Genomic DNA, 22128 nt, shown 5'->3' on the forward strand with positions numbered 1-22128 from the left:
AGGGGCTGGGCTAGACAGGGCCGCCATTCCCTGAAGGAGATTCCGCAAATGAGCATCCAGCGTTTTGAAACCGGCCCGCGCATGAGCCAGGTGGTCGTGCACGGCGACACCGTCTATCTCGCCGGCGTCGTCGCCAGCAATGCGGCCGGCGAAAGCGTGACCAAGCAGACCCAGGACATCCTGAAGACCATCGACGGCCACCTCGCCAAGGCCGGCACCGACAAGTCGAAGCTGCTGTCAGCCACGATCTACATCACCGACATGAAGACGTTCCAGGAAATGAACGCGGTGTGGGACGGCTGGGTGTCGCCCGGCAACACCCCGGCCCGCGCCACCGTCGAAGCCAAGCTCGCGGCGCCGCAGTACACCGTCGAGATCATGGTGACGGCGGCGAAGTAATTTTCGCGGCCCCAACATGCGACAGGAGCGCGATGCGACCCATCGCGCTCTTTTTTTTTACGGACACATGATCTCCGAGGTAATCGATCCCTGCGCGCGAACCTTCGATAGTCAGGTCAGCCGAACCAAGCGGCCCCATCGCAGGAGAGCACCATGACCGACCCCATCACCATCGCCCGCCGCTATATCGATCTCTGGAACGAGCGCGGGCAAAATCGCCGGCGCGAATTGCTCAGTGAAAACTGGACGGCGGATGCGAGCTATGTCGATCCGCTGATGAAGGGCGATGGCAGGGACGGCATCGACGCCTTGATATCAGGCGTGCAGCAGCGCTTTCCTGACTTCAAGTTCAGCCTGATCGGCGAGCCCAACGGCTACGGCGACCATGTCCGATTTTCGTGGGGGCTCGGCCCTGACGGCGTCGACAGCCCGATCAAGGGGACGGATTTCGCCGTGCTGAAGGACGGGCGGATCAAGAGCATTACGGGATTCCTGGATCAGGTGCCCGCGGGGGCGTGAAGGGGATGTAAGCGCCGCCTCAAACTCAGTGGTCGTCCCGGCCTAGTTGCGCAATTGCGCACCAGGCCGGGACGACACCTGCTGTTTGGCTTGCGCTCGGCTTATCCTGCGAGCCGATACGCAGCCTTGGCATTCACCCCGAACGCCTTCTCGCGCACGCTTGGCCCGAGCTTCGCCAAGCACGCTTCCAGCGCGCTCTTGATCTCGCTGTAGCTGCCGGCGAGCAGGCACACCGGCCAATCCGAGCCGAAGATCAGGCGATCCTCGCCAAAACAATTCGCGACGTGCCGGAGATACGGAAACAGCCGCTCGGCGTCCCAATCGTCCCACTTTGCTTCGGTCGCGAGACCCGAGACCTTGCACCAGACATTGTCGCAGGCTGCGAGCTGCGCGATGCGCTCGGACCATTCGGCGCTGCCGCCAGCTGCGATCGGCGGCTTTGCAGCGTGGTCGAGCACGAAGCGGGCTTGCGGAAAGGCTTTTGCGGTTGCGATCGCGGCGGGCAGCTCGCGGGTGCGGACGAGGAAGTCGTAGGCGAGATCACGGGCGAAGATTTCCGCCAATCCGCGCTGGACCTCGGTGCGGAGCAGCCATTCGGGATCGGCCTCGTCATGAACCTGGTGGCGGATGCCGACCAGCTTGGCGCCGCCCGGCAAGGTGCGCAGGCGATCGAGCGCATCGCCGAGCGCGGCGTCGGTCAGGTCGGCCCAGCCGACGACGCCGATGACGGAGGGCGTGGCATGCGCGGTCGCCAAGAATTCCTCGGTCTCCGCGAGCGACGAGCGGCACTGCACCACGATGCTTGCATCGATGCCGTTCGCCTGCAGCAGCGGCGCGAGATCGGCGGGACCGAAGGCGCGGCGGATCGGCGCCAGCTCAGGCGCCATCATCCAGGGATAGTCGGCGCGCGCGGGATCCCAGAAATGCTGGTGGGCGTCGATGACCATGACTCACGCTCCGCCCGGCAGTGGCGCCCGCGGGTCGACGAGATTCCTGGCGCGCAGCTCCTGCCAGAAGGCCTGCGGCACCGTGCGCTCCGACATCGCGATATTGTCGGCGACCTCGCTCGCGTTGCGCGCGCCCATCACGGCAACGGTCACGGCCGGATGGGCCATGCCGAACTGGAGCGCGGCGGCCTTCAGCTCGGTGCCATGCTTGCGGCAGAGCTGGTCGAGCTCGAGCGCGCGCGCCACGAGGGCCGCGTCGGCGTCCTCATAGTTGAACTTCGCGCCCGTGTGCGGATTGGCCAGAATGCCGCTGTTGTAGATGCCGCCGAGCAGGATGCCGATATTCTTCGCAATGCAGATCGGGAACAGCGCATCCAGCGCGCCCTGGTCGAGCAGCGTGTAGCGGCCGGCGAGCAGGAAGCAATCGACCGGGACGGCTTCGGCAAAACGCGTGAGCATCTCGCACTGGTTCATGCCGGAACCGATCGCTTTCACGGTGCCGTCGCCGCGCAGACGTATCAGCGCGCGGAAGGCGCCGCTGACGGCGGCATCATAGTGATCGTCGGGATCGTGCACGAGCAGGACGTCGACGCGATCGAGCCCGAGGCGCTCCAGGCTTTCCTCCACCGAGCGCATCACGCCGTCATAGCTGAAATCAAATCGCGGCCGCAAGCTGGGTGCGTCCTTGAAATGATCGTCCTCGACGGTCGTACTGTCAGGCGCGCGCAGCAGGCGGCCGACCTTGGTCGAGATCACATAGGACTCGCGCTGCTGTTGCCGCAGGAAAGCACCCAAACGGCGTTCCGCGAGGCCGAAGCCATAAAGCGGCGCGGTATCGAAGAAGCGGACACCGAGCGACCAGGCCTTTGCGACGGTGGCCTCCGCGTCCGCATCGCTGACCGCCGAGAACAGGCCGCCGAGCGGCGCCGAGCCGAGGCCGATTGACGTGACTTCGAGATTGTCAGCTAGCCGCGCTTTTTTCATCTTATTCACCTTGCGGGCTCCCTTCCTTCTCCCCCTGTGGGAGAAGGTGCCTTGCCGAAGGCAAGGCGGACGAGGGGTTCTCTCGGCGCATATCACACGAGCGGGACTCGCGGAGAGAACCCCTCACCCGGCTTCGCTACGCGAAGCCACCCTCTCCCACAAGGGGAGAGGGTGGTCAGCGCAGGAACGTTGGGCTGGTAACGTTCCTACTTCAACAATTGAGCGACGTTATCCTTGGTCACGAGGTCGAGGCCGGTGTAGATCACTTCCGGAACCTTCTGGCCCTTCTTGATCGCGAGCAACGTGTCCATCGACTTCTCGCCCATTTCGAACGGGCGCTGGCCGGTGAGCGCGTTGGAGTAGCCGTCGCGCAGCAACTCGAGCTGCATCTTCAGCGTATCGGCAACGACGAGCGTCAGCTTGCCGCTGTCGATGTCCTTCTTGTTCTTGTTAACGAAGGCCTTGAAGCCCTCAGGCGCGAACATCGGCCAGCCGCCGACCGGAACGATCGCGGCGAGATCGGGCGTCGCGGTGCGCAGGTCGGACATCTGCTGGACCGCGAGCGTGGAATCGTCGTTGCAGAAGGTCGGCGAACCCTGCACCTCGACCCACTTCGAGCCCTTCAACGCCTCGCGGACACCATCGACACGTTCGGCGAGGTTCTTGGCGCCCGGACCACCGGAGACCATGGCATATTTGCCGCCCTCGGGCCGAAGCTGCAGCAATTGCTTGCCGAGCGCCAACCCGAAGTCCTTGTTGTTGGTGCCGATATAGGCGATGCGCTTGGAGCCCGGCGCGTCCGCGTCAAACGTGATGACGGGGATGCCTGCCGCGGTCGCAGCCTCAATCGACTTGGTCATCGACGCGACGTCGGCAACCGAGATCGCGAGCCCATCCACCTTCTGGGTGATGAAGTCCTGGATGATCTGCGCCTGCGTCGCCGGCTCGTGCTCGATCGGCCCCTTGTAGATGCACTCGACATTGCCGAGTTCCTTGGCGCGCTTCAGGCAGCCGTCACGCGCCACGTCGAAGAACGGGTTGTTCATCGCCTTGGGAACGACGGCGAACTTGTAGGTCTGGGCAAATGCCGGGGTCGCCATCATCGCGATGGTCACGCCAGCCAACAGAAGCTTCTTCATACCATTCCCTCCACACTTTGATGCCTATCCATTTGTGATGTGATGCCCCGGCAGGCGGATAGACGATCTTTCGTTGTCCTGCCGGAGTAACTGGTTAAGTGTTAAGTCATGCGCGAGCGGATGCGATCGACCAGCACGGCAAGAATGATGATCACGCCCACCAGCGTCTGCTGCCAGTAGGAGTTGACCTGCGCGAGCACGAGGCCGTTGCGGATCACCTCCAGCAGCACGCAGCCGACGATGGCGCCGAGCGGTCCGCCGAGGCCGCCGGCAAGATTGGCGCCACCGATAACGGCGGCGGCGATGACGTTGAGCTCGTAGGACGTCGCCATGTTCGCGGGCGCGGATCCCAGCCAGCCCGAGATGATGATGCCTTGCAGACCGGCGGCGAGCGCGCAGATCACATAGACCTGGATCTTCACGCGCACGACCGGAATACCAGTCAACTCCGCCGCCTTCTCGTTGCCGCCGAGCGCGAAGACGTGGCGGCCGAAACTCGTGTGATGCAGCACAACCGCCATCACGACCGCGAGGATCACCAGGTAGATGAAGGGCGCGGGCACGCCGTACACGTCACCCGAGGTCAATGCGTAGAACAAATCGGCATCGGGCCCGCCCGGAAAGCTGCCACGGCCGTTCGAGACGACATAAGCCAGCCCTCGCACGATCGAGAGCATGCCGAGCGTGGTGACGAAGGGCGACAGCCCGAGCACCGCAATGCAGAAGCCGTTGAAAATCCCGACTATGAACGCGGTGAACAGCCCGGCAAGCACCGAGATCAGCAGGATCAATCCGGGCACATTGGCGACGACCGTCTTGCCATCGGCTGCCATGTGGACGAAATACGATCCCGGCGCCGACAGCTCGACCATGACCATGGAGGTGATCATCGCGGAAAAACACATCATCGAGCCGACGGAGAGATCAATGCCGCCGGTGATGATGACGAAGGTGATTCCGAGCGTGGCGATGGCGATGAAGGAAAAGTTCTTCGCCACGTTCTGCATGTTGCCCTCGGTAAAGAAGTAAGGGCTGGCAAAACGCATCACGATCATCAGCACCACCAGCGCCAGCAGCACGTAGCCGGTCTGCGAGGCAAAGATGCCCCGGTGCCACCATTTGCTGCGGCCGACATTGGTGAAGGAGATCGGGTTTTCCATGGGTACGGACATTACGCCGCCTCCTTCGCGCCGGTGATAAGGGCGGTGACTTCCTCGGGGGACGTGTCGTGGATCGGCTTGTCGGCCCGCTTCTCGCCGCGGCGCATGACGATCACGCGGTCGCACACGGCGAACACGTCGGGCATGCGGTGGGAGATCAGCATCACCGCGACGCCCTGCTCCTTCAGACGGTGGATCAGGCTCAGCACTTGCTCGACCTGGCGCACGGAGATCGCGGCGGTCGGCTCGTCCATCATCACCAGCTTGGCGTTGGAGAGGCGTGTGCGCGCGATCGCCACCGCCTGACGCTGGCCGCCGGACATCTGCTTGACCAGATCATGCGGCCGGGTTTCCGAGCGCAGCTCGCCGAACAGCTCCAGCGCGCGCGACGCCATCGCCTTGTGATCGAGCAGCGCGATGGGTCCGAATTTGCGCTTGAGCTCGCGGCCGAGAAAGACGTTCGCCGCGGCCGACAGATTGTCGGCGAGCGCGAGGTCCTGATAGACGACCTCGATGCCCACCGCGCGGGCGTCGACCGGGCGGCTGAAGTGGACGGGATGGCCGTCGAAGCGGATCTCGCCATGGGTCGGGCGGAAATTGCCGGCGATGATCTTGACCAGCGTCGACTTGCCGGCGCCGTTGTCGCCCATCAGGCCGACCACTTCGCCGGGATGGACATGCATGTTGACGCCATGCAGCGCGCGGATCGCGCCGAACTCCTTGCCGATCCCGGTCAATTCCAGCACCGGCTGGCTTGTCGAAGAAGTTGTCATGCTCGGGCCTCGCTCAGACGTACCGGTTGACGAGAGATTCGAGATATTCCTGACGGCCCGACCGCGGCTGCGGATCGAAACCGGGGGCAAGCGCGCGATCAGAGAGATCGGCCAGCGATCGCTTGCCTGCCATGATCGCCTGCCCTTCGCTATCGGTCCATCCCGCATAACGCTCGGCGAGCGGCCCGGTGAGCGCCTCGGCGTCGAGCATGTCGACTGCTGCGAGCAGCGCCCGTGCGCAGGCGTCCATCGAGCCGACATGGGCGTGGATGAGATCATCAGGGTCGATCGATTGACGCCTGATCTTTGCATCGAAATTGAGACCGCCGGTGGTGAAGCCGCCGCCCCTGATCATGTCGTGGAACACCAGTGCCAGCTCCGGCACGTTCATGGCGAACTGGTCGGTATCCCAGCCGAGCAGATCGTCGCCCCTGTTGATGTCGAGCGAGCCGAACACGCCGAGCGCCTGGGCCAGGGCCACCTCGTGCTGGAAGGAATGGCCGGCGAGGATGGCGTGGTTCTGCTCGATGTTGAGCTTGACGTCCTTGAGCAGGTCGTAGCGCTGCAGGAAGCCGTAGCAGGTGGCGACGTCGAAATCATATTGATGCTTGGTCGGCTCCTTCGGCTTGGGCTCGATCAGAAGCGGGCCCTTGAAGCCGATCTTGTGCTTGTGCTCGACGACAAGCGAGACGAAGCGGCCCAGCTGGTCGAGCTCGCGCTTGAGATCGGTGTTGAGCAGGGTCTCGTAGCCTTCGCGGCCGCCCCACAGCACGTAGTTCTGCCCGCCGAGCCGGTTCGTCACCTCCAGCGCGGCGCGGACCTGTCCGGCGGCATAGGTGAAGACGTCAGGATCGGGATTGGTCGCCGCGCCCGCCATGTAGCGGCGGTGCGTGAACAGGTTCGCGGTGCCCCACAGCAGCCGCACCTTGGCCGAGGCCATCTTCTTCTCGAAGATGTCGCCGATCGCATTGAGGTTGGCGACGGATTCGGCGAGCGTTAAGCCTTCGGGCGCGGCATCGACGTCGTGGAACGTGAAGAAGGGCACGTCGAGCAGTCGGAACAGCTCGAAGGCGATGTCGGCCTTGGCGCGCGCCATCGCCATGGCGTCGGAGCCGTGATGCCATGGACGCAGGAAGGTCTCGCCGCCGAAGGGATCGCCGCCGGGCCAGCAGAACGAATGCCAATAGCAGACCGCAAAGCGCAGATGATCCTCGAGCCGCTTGCCGCGGACGACGCGGTCCTTGTCATACCAGCGGAAGGCCATAGGGTTCTTGGCGTCCTTGCCGCCATAGGCGACGGGGTCGGCGGCGCCGAAGAATTTTGGTAACGCGTTCACAGTGAAAACTCCTTCAACGCGGGGTAGAGCTTGCGCCACTGCTGATAGGCCTCGTCATAGGCCGCAGCGCGCGACGGGTTGGGTGTTGACGTCGCAAGGCGCCGCGGACGCGTGCAGACCTGCGCGGGATTTTCGCCCCTAGCGGCGAGCCGGCCGAGCCGGGCAGCGCCGAGCGCGGCGCCGACCTCACCCTCCTCGACGCGATGCACGGCAATGCCGAGCACGTCGGCGCAGATCTGCGCCCACAACGCCGAGCGGGAGCCGCCGCCGACGAGATCAACTTCAGAGATCGCCGAGCTGGCACTGCCGAGCGCGGCAAGATTGTCGCGCGCGGCAAAGGCGACGCCTTCGAGCACCGCCTGCACGATTGCGTCGCGCCCGGTGGCGCCGCGCAGACCGATGAAAGCGCCGGCCGCGGCTGCATCATTGTGCGGCGTGCGCTCGCCATCGAGATAGGGCAGAAACTTCACCGGGCCTGGCCCGGTTACGGTGTCGCCGAGCGGCGCGAGCAACGAGGCTGTCGGTGTCGCCATCACGCCGGAGAGCCAGGCCAGCGAAGCGGCGGCCGAGAGCATCACGCCCATCTGGTGCCAGAGGCCGGGCAGCGCATGACAGAAGGCGTGCACGGCGAGGGCCGGCGCCGGCGCAAATTTGTCGGTGACGCGGAAGATGACACCGGAGGTTCCGAGCGACAGGAAGGCATCGCCCGGTGCGATCGCGCCGAGCCCGATCGCACTCGCTGCATTGTCGCCGGCGCCACCGGCAACGACGACATTCTTTGCCATGCCCCAGCGCTGCGCGAACTCGCCCGCAAGCGTTGCGCTCGCCTCGCTGCCCTCGACCAGGCGCGGCATGTGGTGCAGATCGAGCCCGGTGGCCTGCAGCAGCTCCGCCGACCAGCGGCGCTGGCCGACATCGAGCCAGAGCGTGCCTGATGCATCCGACATGTCCTCGACCATCTCCCCGGTCAGCCGGTAGCGGACATAGGCCTTCGGCAGCAGCACCTTGGCAACGCGCTTGAAGACCTGCGGCTCGTGCCGCGCGACCCAGAGCAGCTTTGGCGCGGTGAAGCCGGGCATCGCCAGATTTCCGGCGATAGCATGCAGCGAGGGGCAGCGGCGCTCGAGTTCGACGCATTCAGCATGCGAACGGCCATCGTTCCAGAGGATCGCGGGCCGCAGCGGGCGTCCATCGATGTCAAGCAGCGTGGCGCCATGCATCTGGCCTGACAGGCCGATGCCGCGCGCGGCGGCGACATCACCGGGACGAGCGGCGGCAAGATCGTCGACGGCGCCGATGGCGGCCTCGACCCAGGAATCCGGATCCTGCTCGGACCACAGCGGCTGCGGATGCGACAGCGCAAGCTCGCGCGCGGCCGTCGCGACAACCGCGCCGGCCTCGTTCACAAGCACCGCTTTCACACCGGACGTGCCGATGTCCAATCCGATAAACAAACGCGTCCTCCCTCTTCGTTTTGAGCGTGCTTCGTCCGGACAACCATTGCTTTCCGGATCACGCTGCCGCGGTGCGCGATCTGACGTCGCGCTTGCCGCAATCACTCATTTCAACACACGACCGCCGCGCCCTTTCGGTTACGGCAGATTGTCCCGCATCAGGATGTCGATGCGAATCTTCTCCTGTTCACTCAAGATCGGCTCGTTCCGCGCCAGCGACAGCAGCACGCGCACGGCGGCGCGCGCCTCGTGCCCCGGATTCTGCGAGATCGCGACATCCAGCGTGCCCTGCAGCAACAATCTGCGCGTCATCGCCGTGAGGTCGTGAGCGATAAAGACGATCTGCTTGTCGCGACCTGCCTCGGTCAGAGCGGTGGCCACGCCCTGCGTGCCGGCGCCGACATTGTAGAGGCCGATGATATCGGGGTGCCTGCCGAGCAGCCGCGAGATCAGCTGCTGAGAGCGGTCGTCCTCGTCGCGCCCCTCGAGCAAAGGCAGGATGTCGAGGTGCGAAAACTCCGACGCCATCACTTGATTGAAGCCGAAAATGCGCTCCGCATGGTCGCGCAGGCCCTGCGACCCCGCGATGATGGCGATCTTGCCGGATCTTTGGCCGACCAGCCTTCCGATCAGCGCACCCGCGGTGCGGCCCGCGGCGATATTGTCGATGCCGACATAGTGGTGGCGGCGCGACGAGGGCACGTCGGACACCAGCGTCACGACCTTGATGCCACGGTCGACGAGATCATTGATGGCGGCGCGCACGCTCGGATGGTCGAGTGCGACGACCGCGACGCCGTCATACTCGCTGCCGGCAAGCTCCTCCAGCGAGGCCGCCAGCACCGACGGGTCGAACACGTCGGTGATGACCATCTCAACGGCGAGGCGGCGGGCAGAGAGCCACGCCGACATCTCGCCCAGATAGGCCTTGATCTGCAGCATGAACGGGTTGGCGCCGACAGGCATCACGAAGGCAAACCGGCGGGCGCGGCCCCGGGCGAGCTCGGCCGCGGCCACATGCGGCTGGAAGGCGTTGCGCGCGATGATCTCCTGGACGCGCCGGACCGTGTCCGGCCGCACGCCCGGACGGTTATGCAAGACGCGGTCGACCGTAGCGAGGCTGACACCGGCCTCGCGGGCGATGTCCTTCAGCGTCAGCGCGGCGGATGCGGTCTCTTCAGCCATGGCTGAAGGCTAGCAGAGGCGTTTTGAGGTGCGCAACTCATTTTGAGGGGCAGGACGCCATTTTCGAGCGCCGGTTGCGCAGGACTTCGCCTAGGTCTTTGTTTTGACGCGCCTTATTGCGCCAACCGTTAGCCATTTCGCTTGAGAAGGTTCTATGCGCCGAGATCCAGCGCGAGGAAGAGACTGTTGCGGTCCTCGACATAGCCCTCGAACGGGGCGCAAGGCACGAAGCCGTGGGCCCGGTAGAGCGCGTGCGCCGGCTTGAAATAGTCCCAGGAGCCGGTCTCCAGGCTCAGCCGTGTCATGCCGCGCCTGCGCGCCTCGGCGATGATGTGGCGGAGCATCTCCCCACCAAAGCCGCGGCGGCGCGTGGTCTGCAGCGTATGCATCGACTTCACCTCGCCGTGCTCTGCCGAGAGCGTCTTCAGCGCGCCGGTCGCAACCAGCGTCTCGCCGTCCCAGCCGGTCCAGAACGCGACGTCGTTGGCACGAAGCCCGGCGAGATCGAGCGCGTGCGCGCTGCCCGGAGCGGTCTGCGCCCGCGCTGCCGTAACGTGATGGTCGAGCAATGCGACGACGCGCGGGTCAAAAGTATCGCCGGTACGGATCTGCATCGTCATGGCCTCACGTCAGTTGCAAGCGTCTTCTGCATGAAGACGAGATCGAGCCAGCGGCCGAACTTGCAGCCGACCTCCGGCATGCGGGCGACCTCGACAAAGCCGAGCGAGGCGTGCAGGCCGATCGAGCCGGCATTGAGGGCCTCGATCCCGGCGATCATGGCGTGCTTGTTCATCGCCGCAGCGCGCTCGATCAGCGCGGCCAGCAGGCTGCGGCCGATGCCGGCGCGGTGATGGCGCTCATCGACATAGACCGAATTCTCGACGGTGTGGCGATAGCCGGGGAAGGGACGGAAATCGCCGAACGAGGCGAAGCCGACGACATCCCTGCCCTTCATCGCGACCAGCACGGGATAGCCCGCCTGCTGCCTTGCGCGGATCCATTCGCGCCGCGAAGAGAGATCGGCCGGCCCGTCGGTCCAGACCGCCGTGGTGTTGATCGCGGCGAAATTGTAGATGGCGAGGATGTCCGCGGCATCCTCCAGCGTGGCGTCCCGTATGATCAGCGGCATCACATTTTCCCGTAAGATGTGCCGCGCCTGGTGATGATGACGTAGCGGGCATCCTGCTTGGTTTCGTTCTCGAACGTCACCGCGCGCATGACGTCGAAGTCGAGGCAGTCGCCCTCGCGCAGGCGCACCGTCTTGGCGTCGATATGCACGCAGACCGCGCCCTCCAGCATCAAGAGCTGCTGGGTGAAGGCGTTGCGGCCCCAGGGGCTGTACGGCACCCGCGCGCCGGCCGGCATGTCGACGACGATGATCTCGATGCCGCTCGCCGCATCGACGGGCGAGGCATGTCGGCGCCGGTAGCCGCTATCGGGATCGCGCCATAGCGGCTGGTCGGCGAGGCGCGTCAGCCGCTCCGGCGGCTTCTCCGAGAGTGCAACGACGTCGCTCAGCGAGACATCGAGCGCCGCGCAAAGCTTGTTGAGCAGCGCCGCCGTCGCGCTGCTCTGCGCCCGCTCCACCCGACCGATCATGGCCCGGCTGACGCCGGATCGGCTGGCGAGCTCGTTCAACGTCATCCCTGCCTGCATCCTCAGAGTCTTCAAGCGGCGACCGATCGCGCGATCGAGTTTTTGCTGGTCCATGGCCTTCCGATCCGAACATCGCCCGGCACAGGGACCGCATCCGCCGGACAGGGCAGAGCTTAGGGCGGAGGAGCGGGGCGTGCCGCGAACGAGAGGCTAATATATTGGAATCTTTGCGCTCCGGGCAGTAACGTTTAGGATGCGCCCAACAACCATGCAGCGGGGAGGCGACGACATGAGCGGACCGACGCAGCGGATCATCAAGGCCAACGGCATCAACCTCAACATCGCCGAACAGGGCGAGGGGCCGCTGGTGCTGCTCTGCCACGGCTTTCCGGAAAGCTGGTATTCCTGGCGTCATCAGCTCGAGGCGGTGGCGGCGGCCGGCTACCACGCCGTCGCGCCCGACATGCGCGGTTACGGCAAGAGCGACAAGCCCGAGGCGATCGACCAGTACACGATCTTCCACATGATCGGCGATCTCGTCGGCGCGCTCGATGCGTTCGCGGCAAAGAGCGCCATCATCGTCGGCCATGACTGGGGTGCGGGGATCGCCTGGCACGCGGCGCGGCTGCGCCCCGACCGCTTTCGCGCCGCTGCCATTCTCAGCGTGCCGTATCGCCCGCGCAGCGAGGTGCGACCGACCAGCGTGATGCCGCAGACCGAGGAAGCCCAGTTCTATCAACTGTACTTTCAGCAGCCCGGGGTCGCCGAAGCGGAATTCGAGGCTGATACGCGCAAGACGCTCGCCGCGATGCTGTTCGGCGGCTCCGGCGAGGGCGCCACCGCCATTCGCGCCATGGCGGCCGCGAGCGGACAGACGTCAAGAGGCGTCGGCATGGTCTCGCGCAAGGACGGCATGCTGCCGAAAGTGCCGGTGCCGTTGCCGTCGTGGCTCAGCGCCGCCGACCTCGATTATTACGCCGCCGAATTCGCCCGCAGCGGTTTTCGCGGGCCGCTCAACTACTACCGCAACATCGACCGCAACTGGGAGCTGATGGGCGCGTTCGAGGGCGTCAAGGTAACAGTGCCCACGCTGTTCATGGCCGGCGACCTCGACATGGTGATCGCCTTCCCCGGTGCGGCCGAGCATCTCGCCAACATGAAGCAATGGGTGCCACAGCTGCGCGAGATCAAAATGCTGCCGGGCTGCGGACACTGGACGCAGCAGGAGCGGCCCGCCGAAGTGAACGCGGCGCTGGTCGACTTCCTGCGCAGCTTGCCGGGTTGAGCGGTCGCTAGCAGGTCCCGAGCTTGTCGATGCGCTTTTGATGGCGCCCGCCCTCGAACGCCGTCCCCAGGAACGCTTCGACACATTCCTTTGCGACCACCTCGCCGGTCGTGCGGCCGCCCAGCGCCAGAACATTCGCGTCATTATGCTGCCGGCAGAGCCGTGCGCAGGTGACATCATGCGCGAGCGCGCAACGGATATGGGCGTGCCGGTTGGCGGCCATGGAAATGCCGATGCCCGACCCGCAGATCAGGACGCCGCGCCTGGCCTTGCCGTCCCTGATCGCGTCGGCCAGCTTGTGGGCGAAATCGGGATAGTCGACGGACGCCGCGCTGTGGGTGCCGAGGTCCAGCCACGTCACATCTGATAGCGCGGACTTCAGCGCTTGCTTGAGAGCAAAGCCCCCGTGATCACAGGCAATCGCGACCAAGCGCGTGCTTTCGTCCTTGTCGGCCATTTGCTGTCCCGGGTGATTGGAGCGGGCGAAGGGAATCGAACCCTCGTATGCAGCTTGGGAAGCTGCCGTTCTACCATTGAACTACGCCCGCCGATGCGCGTGTCCTGCGCCCATCCTGATTAGCCGAGACGGTGTCCGGCGCCAAGCGGTTTGGCGCGTCAGGCCGGACAGTTGTTAATGTCCTGGCAAGATTCCAGGTGCGCCGAATTGTGGCAGTGTTATGATAGCGGTGTCGGGGGAGCAGCGTGCACTGAGTGGGGCGTGTGCATGGTGGGGCGTGCCTACACGATATTCGACACGGCGATAGGGCGCTGCGGCATCATCTGGAGCAGCACCGGCGTGGTCGCCGTGCAATTGCCCGAGGCACGGGAGATCGACACCCGCCGCCGGATTTTCCAGGTCCATCCCGAGGCGCGCGAGCAAGTCGCGCCTGTTAACACCGAGCTCGCCATCGAGGGTATCGTGGGCCTGCTGCAGGGCAGCGACCCCGATTTTTCCGACGTCAGCCTCGACGCCGGCGGCGTGCCGGCCTTCAACCGGCGGGTCTACGAATACACCTGCACCATCCCGCGGGGGGAGACGCGCACCTATCACGACATCGCCAAGGCGCTGGGCGCCTCAGGCGCCGCGCATTCGGTGGCGCAGGCGATCGCCAAAAATCCCTACATGATCATCGTGCCTTGCCACCGCGTGCTGGAAACCGGCGGCTATGCCGACCGGATTTCGCCTTATGGCGGGGTGATCTCCAAGCGACGCCTGCTGGCGCTCGAAGGCGCGCACCCGATCGCCAGCAAGACGCTGTTCGAGGTGCTGCTGCCCGTTGCCCCGTCGCGGTCCCCCTCCTAAATATGCGGGATGGATGCGACCACGCTGCTGACGTCTCAGTCGGTGACCGTCTGCGAGTTTCGCTGCGACGCGGGACCGGGCGACACGCCGTTTGCCGAGTGTCGCACCGGTCATTCCATCGCCTATGTCCGCTCCGGCAGCTTTGGCTGCCATTGCCGCGCCGGCGTCTTCGAGCTGGTGGCCGGCTCGCTTTTGGTCGGTGCGCCCGGCGAGGAATACACCTGCACGCATGAACATGTCTGCGGCGACGTCTGCCTCTGCTTCTTCTTTAGCGACAATCTGGTCGATGCCCTCGGCGGGCGGCGCGAGACCTGGCAGGTCGGCGCGACACCGCCGCTGCCTGAGCTGATGGTGCTGGGCGAGCTTGCCCAGACGGCGGCAGATGGCAACAGCGATTTGGGCCTCGACGAGATCGGCCAGATTCTCGCCGGCCGCTTTGTCGATGTCGTCTCCGGCAAGCCGCGCAAGCGGGTCACGCCGACGGCGCGCGACCGCCGCCGTGCGGTCGAGGCCGCGTTGTGGATCGACGCCAATTCGCATGACGAGATCGATCTGGAACAGGCCGCGCGCCTGGCGGACTTGAGCCCGTTCCATTTCCTTCGGCTGTTCTCCAACGTGCTCGGCGTCACCCCGCATCAATATCTGGTGCGCTCGCGGCTGCGGCACGCGGCGCGCCTGCTCGCGGACGACGACATGGCCGTCACCGACATCGCCTATGACGTCGGCTTCGGCGACCTCTCCAACTTCGTCCGCACCTTCCACCGCGCCGCCGGCCTGTCGCCGACCAGGTTCCGCCAGGCCTCGAAGGGGATGCGCAAGATTCTCCAAGAGCGGCTCGCCCTCAACTGACTAGGCTCGTCTCCGGTGCGCGCCACGAGCGGCGCGCTTTGCAATGGAGACGATCATGTACGACCATATCGGATTGCGCGTTGCCGACCTCGACGCCGCCACGCGGTTCTACACCGCGGCACTGGCGCCGCTCGGTTACGTGCTGTGCTCGAGCGGCGACGGCTATGCCGGGTTCGGGCCGAAGGGCGAGCCGGCATTGTGGCTGCATCTGAACAAGGGCCGCAAGGCCGACGGCGCGCATATCGCGTTTCGTGCCAAGGACCATGACGCCGTGAAGGCGTTTCACCGCGAGGGCCTGAAGAGCGGCGGCCGTGACAATGGCGGCGCGGGCCCGCGCAAGGATTACAGCCCGACCTACTACGCGGCGTTCTTGATCGATCCCGATGGCAATAATGTCGAGGCGGTTTGTACGTGAGCGATCGCCACGCGCGTGATCTCGTAGGGTGGGCAAAGCGTAGCGTGCCCACCAATGCGCGCAACGATGCAGACGGTGGGCACGGCGCGCGAAGAGCGCACCTTTGCCCACCCTCCTGATTCCGGATTTGAGGAAACAACATGGCCTCCATCCACAACGACGTCTCCCTCCCCGCCCCGGCCCGCGACGTTGGGACGCGGTGCGCGATTTCGGCGCGCTGCCTCAGCGGCTGGTGCCGGGCTTCGTCACCGCATGCCAGCTCGACGGCGATACGCGCATTGTCACCTTCGCCAACGGCTCGGTTGCGCGCGAAGTGCTGGTCGATTGCGACGATATCAGGCAGCGGCTGGTCTACGCGATCAGCAGCGAGCGGCTGAAGCATTACAGCGCCTCGGTGCAGGTGATCGCCGACGGCGAGGCAAGCTGCCGCCTGATCTGGACCATCGACATGCTGCCGAACGAGCTTGCAGCTTACGTGCAGGAGCAGACCAAGCTGGCTGTCGCCGCCATGCACAAGGCCTTCCCGTAGTTTTTATTTGCGCATGATCTCCGCGCAAACGCATTCCGCGTTTGTCGCGAGGGAAAACCGCTGCACACTTTTCCGGATCATGCGCGTGCAACGTGATCCGTCTCACAGAGCCCGCCCCTCATCGTCCGTAACCATGGCCGCGTGCGTCCTGACGGCCTCGCTCTCCCGGCGGCGCCACGCACGCGAGGAGCATGCCATGAGAGGTGCGGACAAGGTGATCTGCCAGGCAGCTGCCGTGCTGCTGTTGTTTTCGATTTCGAGCGCGCCGGCCAACGCGCAGTTCCTCGGCGGCGGAGGTGCCGGCGGCCAGGACATGATGACCCAGATGGCGCCGATGCTGGAGATGATGAAGGCGAAGATGGGCAAGCGCCGCTTCGCCATGCTGATGCAGACCATGGGCCCGATGATGAGCCGCATGATGGAGAATGGCGGCGGTGGCCTTGGCGGAATGATGGGCGGCAGCATGGGCGGCCTCGCCGGCGGCAATCTCGGCGGGGGATTCGGCGCACCCAATTACGGCGCCGGCTACGCACCGATGGGCGGCATGGGCGGCGGCGATATCATGGGCATGCTCGGCGGCGCCGGCGGCGGCGACATGATGGCGATGATCCCGCAACTGATGCGGCTCGCCAATGTCGGCGGCGGCCATCGCCGCCACAGGCATCGCTAAAGCGCAACGGCGTCTCGCCGCCGCGGTTGAGCTGCTTTGTTTGCGGATGATCTTGTCGGAAAACCGGTTCCCACTTTTCCGGATCGTCCGCTAATCGGCAACCGAGAGCACAGGCGCGACGGCGAGTTTTGCGTCTCGCGGCCCCCAGCGCGTCAGCACCACGCTGGAGCATGAGAGCACGCCGAGCACGACCATCGAGCTCGCGGCGAGCCAGAAGAAGCTTTGCGCGGTCGCGTCATGCGTCGACAGCCACCAGCCGATGCCCGCGATGTAGATCAGCCGGGCGGTCTGCGCCAGCACAGGACCGATCACCTTTGCTGCACCTTGCGAGGAGAAATACATCGTCGTTGCAAGGCCGAAGAACGCGTAGAACGGCCCGACCGTCGAGAGATATTGATGGCTCGCCGCGCGCACGGCCGCGCTGTCGGTGAAGATGTTGACCCAGAGATCGGGGAAGATCGCTACAAAGCATGCTGGCGCGCCGACGGCCATGAAGGCGGCGGCACCGGCGGTCCAGGCGATGCGGCGCGCCCGCGCGATGCGGCCCGCCCCGATCGCCATTCCGACCATGGGCACGCAGGCGATACCGAACGAGAACGCGATCGAGGTCAGCAGGAATTCGAGCCGCGCGCCGATGCCGTAGCCGGCGAGGATCGCGGTGCCGAATTTGGCCAGCATGTGGGTGAAGATCGAGATCGTCAGCACCGATTGCAGCGGCGAGAAGCAGGCGATGGCGCCGACCTTGAGGATGTCGAAGAACATCACCCATTGGATGCGCAAGCCGCGGAGTTTTGGAACGACGCGGGCGCGACCGGAGAACAGGTACCAGCCCATCACGCAGATATTCATGGAGTAGGCGATCAGCGCGCCGGCGGCGACGCCGCGCATGCCGAGTTGCGGAAACGGGCCGAGCCCGAGGCCCAGCGTGCCGCCGAGCACGATCTGCCAGACCGCAGAGTTGAGGATGAGAAACGACGGCAGGCGCATATTGCCGGTGCCGCGCAGCACGCCCGCCATGGTGTTGAGCAGCCACGGCAGCACGGCCCCGCCGAAGAACACCTGGGTGTACGCGATCGCATGCGTCAGCACATTGCCGCGGCCGCCGAGCATCGTCAGCACCTGAGGGCCGAAGATCAGCATGCCGAGCATGAAGACGAGGCCGAAGATGATGCCGATCAGCAGCGCATGCGCAGCCAGCGTCCCGGCACGCTCGCGATCGCCGGCGCCGAGCGCGCGTGCGATGGAGGAGGCCACGGCGCCGCCCATGGCGCCGCCCGACATGGTCATGGTCAGGATCACTGTCGGAAACACCAGCGCCATCGCGGCCAGCGCCTCGACGCCGAGACGGCCGATATAGGAGGTCTCGGCGATCACCGTGCAAGTGCCGGCGGACAGCGCGACAACGTTCGGCCAGGCGAGGGAGAGCAGCGTGCGCAGGATCGGCCCGTCGATCAGCGCGCTCCGTGTCGGGCGCGTGGGCGACGGGCGCGGACGTTCCTGCTCATCGACCGGGATCTCGGCGACCTCAGTCATTTCCTCTCCCGGACAAATCCGCCATTCGCGGCGTGGCAATGCTTAGGTGCATCAATCAACTTGCTCGCGCGAAAGGCGCGGCTGCGCACTTGTTAGCACGCTGGTTGCCGATTCCTCCTGCGTCAGGTGCAGGCGTGCCCTGCGGCAGCGCATTTCGATAGGTGGAATTAACCGATCGTCCAGACCAACGGCGGGCGGCCGCCTGCCGTTGGGCGCAGGTGTACGCCGATGTGCCGGCCGCATCCGGCGGCGAGTCCCTCGAACAATCCCTCCAGCACCTTGGCGCAGGCGTGGTGATAGTCAGTGACGTCGTCCATCAGCTTCCAGCTCTGCTGCCGGATTTCGAAGCTGCCTTTGGATTGCGTGATCTCGGCCGCATCGTCCTGCGCGGCGAGCAGCGCGCCGAGGAAGGACGCGAACTCGCTCGCGCCGCCGGGGCGCATCGCCAGCGGCGCCGCGATCTCATCGAAAAACTGCATGCCGATCAGCTTGCCGGTGATGTGCAGGAGATAGCCGGCATCTTCCGGCCCGAATAGTTGCACCATCACCGGCGCGGCGGTCCGCACATATTCCATGGCGTAGTTGCGATAGGCCTTTTCGAGCCGCGGCCTTGGCCAGCTAGCGAGGGGAAGCGCCGGCGCGGTCTTCGGATCGAACAGCGGGGCCTCCAGATGCCGCGCGTAGACGAGGCGTTGATCCGGTTCGAGCGGATGGTCGTATTGATGGTAGTAGCCTTCGAGCCCGTCCTGGCCGTCGACGCTCTGCTTGGTGCAGACGAAGCCCAGCCGGAGATCGCCGAGTGCGACGCCGTTGTTGGCGTGCCAGCCGCGCAGCATCGCGCGGCTCACCTCGCCCGGCACGCCGCAGATTGCCGGGCCTTTCCAGATCCAGCGCGGCGGCGGATAGCGGATCCAGGCCTTGGTGTCGCTCTCATACATGTATTCGACATGCACGCCGCCGATCCAGTTGGAGAGATAGTGATATTGTGCCGCCACCGCCGGCGGCAGATGATCGATCCCGAGCTTCTTCAGCCCGGGCAGGAAGCGCTCCTGCTGCTGGCGACGGAATACGCGGAAGACGAACTCGGCGGCGTCAGCCGTGCCGCGGCGCGTCACCACGGTGAGGATCAGGCCGGTGAAATAGGCGTGGTAGAGATCGGCGACCGCACGCCAGCGCTTCCATTGCGCTGCTTGCGTGGCGTCTGCGGCGGTCATCGTTTGCTCCCGGCTTGTTGTTTTGCGGGAGTGTGTCATCGCGGATGGGCTGGCGCAACCGGTGCGCGATTTCTGTCGTAGCCCGGATGGAGCGCAGCGAAATCCGGGTTTAGTGCCGCAAGCGCAAGAGTCCCGGATTGCGCTGCGCTGCATCCGGGCTACGAAAATTACACCCTGAAATGCTTGCTCAGCTTGAGGCCCTGCGCCTGGTAGTTGGAGCCGATGCGCTGGCCGTACATGGCGTCGGGGCGGGACAGCATCTTCTCGTAGACGAGACGGCCGACGATCTGGCCGTGCTCGAGGATGAACGGCACCTCGCGCGAGCGCACTTCCAGCACGGCGCGCGATCCTAGCCCGCCGGCACCGGCATAGCCGAAGCCGGGATCGAAGAAGCCGGCATAATGCACGCGGAATTCGCCGACCAGCGGGTCGAACGGCACCATCTCCGCCGCGTAATCGGGCGGCACCTGCACGGCTTCCTTGGAGGCGAGGATGTAGAACTCGCCGGGGTCGAGGATCAGGCTGCCGTCGGGACGGGCCGAGATCGGCTCCCAGAAATCTTCCACCGCATAGCCGGAGCGGCGATCGACATCGACCACGCCGGTGTGGCGCTTGGCGCGATAGCCGACGAAGCCATTGCCTTTCTCCCCGGAGAGATCGACCGAGACGGCGACGCCGCCGGTCAGATCGGCATCGTCGATGTCGACGAGACGCTCAACGGCATGCAAGCTTTCGAGCGCATCGGCATTGAGGATGGCGTCACCAGTGCGGAAGCGCACTTGGCTCAGGCGCGAGCCTTCGCGGACCAGCACCGGAAACGTCTTCGGGCTGATCTCGGCATAGAGCGGGCCGTGATAGCCGGCGCCGATCATATCGAAGCGGCGCGTGCCGTCGGCGATCACGCGGGTGAAGACGTCGAGCCGGCCGGTCGAGCTTTTCGGATTGGCCGCCGCGACGATCTCCGGCGGTAGCGCCAGGCTCTCCAGTAGCGGCACGATATAGACGCAGTTGGTTTCCAGCACCGCACCGTCGGCGAGGCTGAACTCGTGCAGCTTCAACTCGTCGATGCGCTCGGCGACGGTGGCGCCGGGACCGGGCAGGAAACTGGCGCGGACGCGATAGGCGATATCGCCGAGACGCAGATCGAGGCTCGCCGGCTGGATCTGGCTTTCGACGAAATCATAGGCGGGCAGGATGAGGCCCGCTTCCGCCATCGCCGCGATCATGCGGTCGGGCAGGATACCATTGGCGTCGGCGGCAACCGTGAACGTCAACCGGGGGTCCTCGTCAGGGGTCGCGTATATCCGGACTTGCGGGACATACGAGCCTTTTACGGCTATCCGATGGACGCCTTGACGGAAAGGGCATTGCGGAATATGAGCATCACTTATCCCGTGGTGATTTGAGCCGGCCGGCTTGCAGCCACGTTAAATAAGTCGCTAAACAGGCCGGGGACCTCTGTGATCCCGGCCCGTGGAGATATCCAGGCCGGTTTTTTTATGACCATCTCGACAAGACGGTCATATCGGAGGGTCCTATGTCGAAGTCGCCTGCCTCTTACCGCCCCGAAACCCGCCTGGTCCATTCCGGCACCCTGCGCTCGCAATATGGCGAGACATCGGAGGCGCTGTTTTTGACGCAAGGGTATGTCTACAACAGCGCCGAGGAGTGCGAGGCGCGGTTCAAGGGCGAAGACCCCGGCTTCATCTATTCGCGTTACTCGAATCCGACGATCGCGATGTTCGAGCGCCGCATGATCGAGCTCGAAGGCGCCGAAGCGGCACGCTCGGCGGCGACAGGCATGGCCGCGGTGACGACGGCGATCCTCGCGCCGCTCAAGGCCGGCGACCATGTCGTGGCCTCGCGCGCGCTGTTCGGCTCGTGCCTCTACGTCATTCAGGATCTGCTTCCTCGCTACGGCATCGAGACCACGCTGGTCGATGGCGCCAATCTCGACCAATGGCAACGCGCGGTGAAGCCGAACACCAAGACGTTCTTCCTGGAGAGCCCGACCAATCCGACGCTCGACGTGCTCGACATTCCCTCGATTGCCGAGATCGCCCACAAGGGCGGCGCGCGGCTCGTGGTCGACAACGTTTTCGCGACGCCGATCTGGCAGAGCCCGCTCGCGTTAGGCGCCGACGTCGTCGTCTACTCCGCGACCAAGCACATCGACGGCCAGGGCCGGTGCCTGGGCGGCATCATCCTGTCCTCGGAAGCCTTCATCGCCGAGCACATCCACAATTTCATGCGCCAGACCGGCCCATCGATCTCGCCGTTCAACGCCTGGGTGCTGCTCAAGGGCCTGGAGACGCTAGGTGTGCGCGTGCGCGCGCAGACCGACACGGCAGCGCGCATCGCCGATGTGCTGGCGAGCCATCCCAAGATCGCGCGGCTGGTCTATCCCGGCCGCGAGGACCATCCGCAGGCGGCTCTGGTGAAGAAGCAGATGCGCGGCGGCTCGACGCTGGTCGGCTTCGAGGTCAAAGGCGGCAAGGCGGCTGCATTCCGGGTGCTCAACGAGCTCAAGCTCGCAAAGATCTCGAACAATCTTGGCGATGCCAAGAGCCTGGTCACGCATCCGGCGACGACGACGCATCAGCGGCTGAAGCCGGAGGATCGTGCCGCACTCGGCATCAGCGAGGGATTCATCCGCTTCTCGGCCGGGCTCGAGCATGCCGATGATCTGATCGAGGATCTGACCGCGGCGCTGGAGAAGGCGTGAGGTGATCGCGAAGTCGCAGGGTGGGTTAGCCGAGCGGATGCGCCAAGCGCATCTGCTCGGCGTAACCCACCAACTTCGTTCGGCATTCGATGAGGCATGGTGGGTTACGGCTT

At 65.2% G+C, this 22128-nt stretch carries 23 protein-coding genes, 1 tRNA gene, 1 pseudogene and 1 riboswitch; of the genes and pseudogenes, 9 read left to right on the top strand and 16 right to left on the bottom strand.

Features of this window, described 5'->3' with window-relative positions:
* Window positions 1-48 precede the first annotated feature (48 nt).
* Both ACNJX9_RS37870 and ACNJX9_RS37875 read left to right on the top strand, forming a co-directional pair.
* A complete protein-coding gene (locus tag ACNJX9_RS37870; protein ID WP_057742620.1) occupies window positions 49-399 on the top strand; it encodes a RidA family protein in 351 nt (116 codons plus the stop codon).
* A 153-nt stretch (window positions 400-552) separates the two neighbouring features.
* Entirely contained in the window at window positions 553-918 is a 366-nt protein-coding gene (locus ACNJX9_RS37875) for a nuclear transport factor 2 family protein (RefSeq protein WP_057742618.1), read from the top strand.
* A gap of 101 nt (window positions 919-1019) precedes the next feature.
* On the opposite strand, the gene ACNJX9_RS37880 is transcribed toward ACNJX9_RS37875, so the two are convergent.
* The 11 genes from ACNJX9_RS37880 to ACNJX9_RS37930 all read right to left on the bottom strand — a co-directional run bounded on the left by ACNJX9_RS37880 (window position 1020) and on the right by ACNJX9_RS37930 (window position 11606).
* Window positions 1020-1865 (bottom strand): amidohydrolase family protein, encoded by an 846-nt coding sequence (locus ACNJX9_RS37880; protein WP_057742616.1) that lies wholly within the window; start codon window positions 1863-1865, stop codon window positions 1020-1022.
* A gap of 3 nt (window positions 1866-1868) precedes the next feature.
* Window positions 1869-2849: an aldo/keto reductase gene (locus tag ACNJX9_RS37885; protein WP_439410207.1), complete on the bottom strand. Its 981-nt coding sequence runs from the start codon at window positions 2847-2849 to the stop codon at window positions 1869-1871.
* Window positions 2850-3055: 206 nt separating this feature from the next.
* Window positions 3056-3988, bottom strand: coding sequence for a sugar-binding protein (locus ACNJX9_RS37890; protein WP_271598700.1), 933 nt, complete (start codon window positions 3986-3988; stop codon window positions 3056-3058).
* Window positions 3989-4089: 101 nt separating this feature from the next.
* Complete coding sequence (locus ACNJX9_RS37895; RefSeq protein ID WP_057742612.1) at window positions 4090-5160, bottom strand: ABC transporter permease; 1071 nt, start codon at window positions 5158-5160, stop codon at window positions 4090-4092.
* Window positions 5160-5921 carry an ATP-binding cassette domain-containing protein gene (locus ACNJX9_RS37900; protein WP_057742609.1) on the bottom strand — a complete coding sequence of 254 codons (762 nt, stop codon included), beginning with the start codon at window positions 5919-5921 and terminating at the stop codon, window positions 5160-5162. Before ACNJX9_RS37900 ends, ACNJX9_RS37895 begins: the two co-directional genes overlap by 1 nt.
* 13 nt (window positions 5922-5934) lie before the next feature.
* Complete coding sequence (xylA, locus tag ACNJX9_RS37905) at window positions 5935-7257, bottom strand: xylose isomerase (protein WP_439407174.1); 1323 nt, start codon at window positions 7255-7257, stop codon at window positions 5935-5937.
* Complete coding sequence (xylB, locus tag ACNJX9_RS37910; protein WP_439407176.1) at window positions 7254-8711, bottom strand: xylulokinase; 1458 nt, start codon at window positions 8709-8711, stop codon at window positions 7254-7256. The genes xylA and xylB overlap by 4 nt, the downstream gene beginning before the upstream one ends.
* Window positions 8712-8849: 138 nt before the next feature.
* Window positions 8850-9896 (bottom strand): LacI family DNA-binding transcriptional regulator, encoded by a 1047-nt coding sequence (locus ACNJX9_RS37915; protein WP_271598695.1) that lies wholly within the window; start codon window positions 9894-9896, stop codon window positions 8850-8852.
* A 152-nt stretch (window positions 9897-10048) separates the two neighbouring features.
* Window positions 10049-10510 carry a GNAT family N-acetyltransferase gene (locus tag ACNJX9_RS37920; protein ID WP_057742659.1) on the bottom strand — a complete coding sequence of 154 codons (462 nt, stop codon included), beginning with the start codon at window positions 10508-10510 and terminating at the stop codon, window positions 10049-10051.
* A 2-nt stretch (window positions 10511-10512) separates the two neighbouring features.
* Window positions 10513-11025 carry a GNAT family N-acetyltransferase gene (locus tag ACNJX9_RS37925; RefSeq protein ID WP_162268319.1) on the bottom strand — a complete coding sequence of 171 codons (513 nt, stop codon included), beginning with the start codon at window positions 11023-11025 and terminating at the stop codon, window positions 10513-10515.
* The gene (locus ACNJX9_RS37930; RefSeq protein ID WP_439407179.1) at window positions 11025-11606 is read right to left on the bottom strand and encodes a helix-turn-helix domain-containing protein; all 582 of its coding nucleotides are present in this window, start codon (window positions 11604-11606) and stop codon (window positions 11025-11027) included. The genes ACNJX9_RS37925 and ACNJX9_RS37930 overlap by 1 nt, the downstream gene beginning before the upstream one ends.
* Before the next feature lie 175 nt (window positions 11607-11781).
* On the opposite strand from ACNJX9_RS37930, the gene ACNJX9_RS37935 reads away from it, so the two are divergent.
* Window positions 11782-12777, top strand: a complete 996-nt coding sequence (locus tag ACNJX9_RS37935; RefSeq protein ID WP_057742653.1) for an alpha/beta fold hydrolase — start codon at window positions 11782-11784, stop codon at window positions 12775-12777.
* A 7-nt stretch (window positions 12778-12784) separates the two neighbouring features.
* Here the strand turns inward: ACNJX9_RS37935 and rpiB are convergent, their stop codons facing one another.
* Together rpiB and ACNJX9_RS37945 are read right to left on the bottom strand one after the other, a co-directional pair.
* Complete coding sequence (gene rpiB, locus ACNJX9_RS37940) at window positions 12785-13234, bottom strand: ribose 5-phosphate isomerase B (protein ID WP_439407181.1); 450 nt, start codon at window positions 13232-13234, stop codon at window positions 12785-12787.
* 17 nt (window positions 13235-13251) lie between these two features.
* Window positions 13252-13325 (bottom strand) — tRNA-Gly (locus tag ACNJX9_RS37945).
* Between the two features lie 176 nt (window positions 13326-13501).
* Between ACNJX9_RS37945 and ACNJX9_RS37950 the strand changes: the two genes are divergently transcribed.
* The 5 genes and pseudogenes from ACNJX9_RS37950 (at window position 13502) to ACNJX9_RS37970 (ending at window position 16543) form a co-directional block, all read left to right on the top strand.
* The gene (locus ACNJX9_RS37950) at window positions 13502-14080 is read left to right on the top strand and encodes a methylated-DNA--[protein]-cysteine S-methyltransferase (protein WP_439407183.1); all 579 of its coding nucleotides are present in this window, start codon (window positions 13502-13504) and stop codon (window positions 14078-14080) included.
* 9 nt (window positions 14081-14089) lie between these two features.
* On the top strand, window positions 14090-14929 hold the full coding sequence (locus tag ACNJX9_RS37955; protein WP_439407185.1) for a helix-turn-helix transcriptional regulator: 840 nt from the start codon (window positions 14090-14092) through the stop codon (window positions 14927-14929).
* 55 nt (window positions 14930-14984) lie between these two features.
* Window positions 14985-15344, top strand: a complete 360-nt coding sequence (locus ACNJX9_RS37960) for a VOC family protein (RefSeq protein ID WP_439407187.1) — start codon at window positions 14985-14987, stop codon at window positions 15342-15344.
* A 140-nt stretch (window positions 15345-15484) separates the two neighbouring features.
* Window positions 15485-15873, top strand: a pseudogene (locus ACNJX9_RS37965) (SRPBCC family protein).
* Window positions 15874-16069: 196 nt separating this feature from the next.
* On the top strand, window positions 16070-16543 hold the full coding sequence (locus tag ACNJX9_RS37970; protein ID WP_439407189.1) for a hypothetical protein: 474 nt from the start codon (window positions 16070-16072) through the stop codon (window positions 16541-16543).
* Between the two features lie 90 nt (window positions 16544-16633).
* Here the strand turns inward: ACNJX9_RS37970 and ACNJX9_RS37975 are convergent, their stop codons facing one another.
* The 3 genes from ACNJX9_RS37975 to ACNJX9_RS37985 form a co-directional block, all read right to left on the bottom strand.
* On the bottom strand, window positions 16634-18076 hold the full coding sequence (locus ACNJX9_RS37975) for an MATE family efflux transporter (protein ID WP_439407191.1): 1443 nt from the start codon (window positions 18074-18076) through the stop codon (window positions 16634-16636).
* A 167-nt stretch (window positions 18077-18243) separates the two neighbouring features.
* On the bottom strand, window positions 18244-19290 hold the full coding sequence (locus tag ACNJX9_RS37980; protein ID WP_439407193.1) for a hypothetical protein: 1047 nt from the start codon (window positions 19288-19290) through the stop codon (window positions 18244-18246).
* A 167-nt stretch (window positions 19291-19457) separates the two neighbouring features.
* On the bottom strand, window positions 19458-20564 hold the full coding sequence (locus tag ACNJX9_RS37985) for a 2'-deoxycytidine 5'-triphosphate deaminase (RefSeq protein ID WP_057745221.1): 1107 nt from the start codon (window positions 20562-20564) through the stop codon (window positions 19458-19460).
* A 110-nt stretch (window positions 20565-20674) separates the two neighbouring features.
* Window positions 20675-20754: riboswitch (SAM riboswitch) on the top strand.
* Window positions 20755-20827: 73 nt separating this feature from the next.
* Here ACNJX9_RS37985 and ACNJX9_RS37990 point away from each other — a divergent pair.
* Window positions 20828-22015, top strand: a complete 1188-nt coding sequence (locus tag ACNJX9_RS37990; protein WP_057745218.1) for an O-succinylhomoserine sulfhydrylase — start codon at window positions 20828-20830, stop codon at window positions 22013-22015.
* The last annotated feature ends 113 nt before the right edge of the window (window positions 22016-22128 follow it).

Origin of the sequence: Bradyrhizobium sp. BLXBL-03 (assembly GCF_051853015.1) — a bacterium.
Lineage (GTDB): Bacteria > Pseudomonadota > Alphaproteobacteria > Rhizobiales > Xanthobacteraceae > Bradyrhizobium > Bradyrhizobium manausense.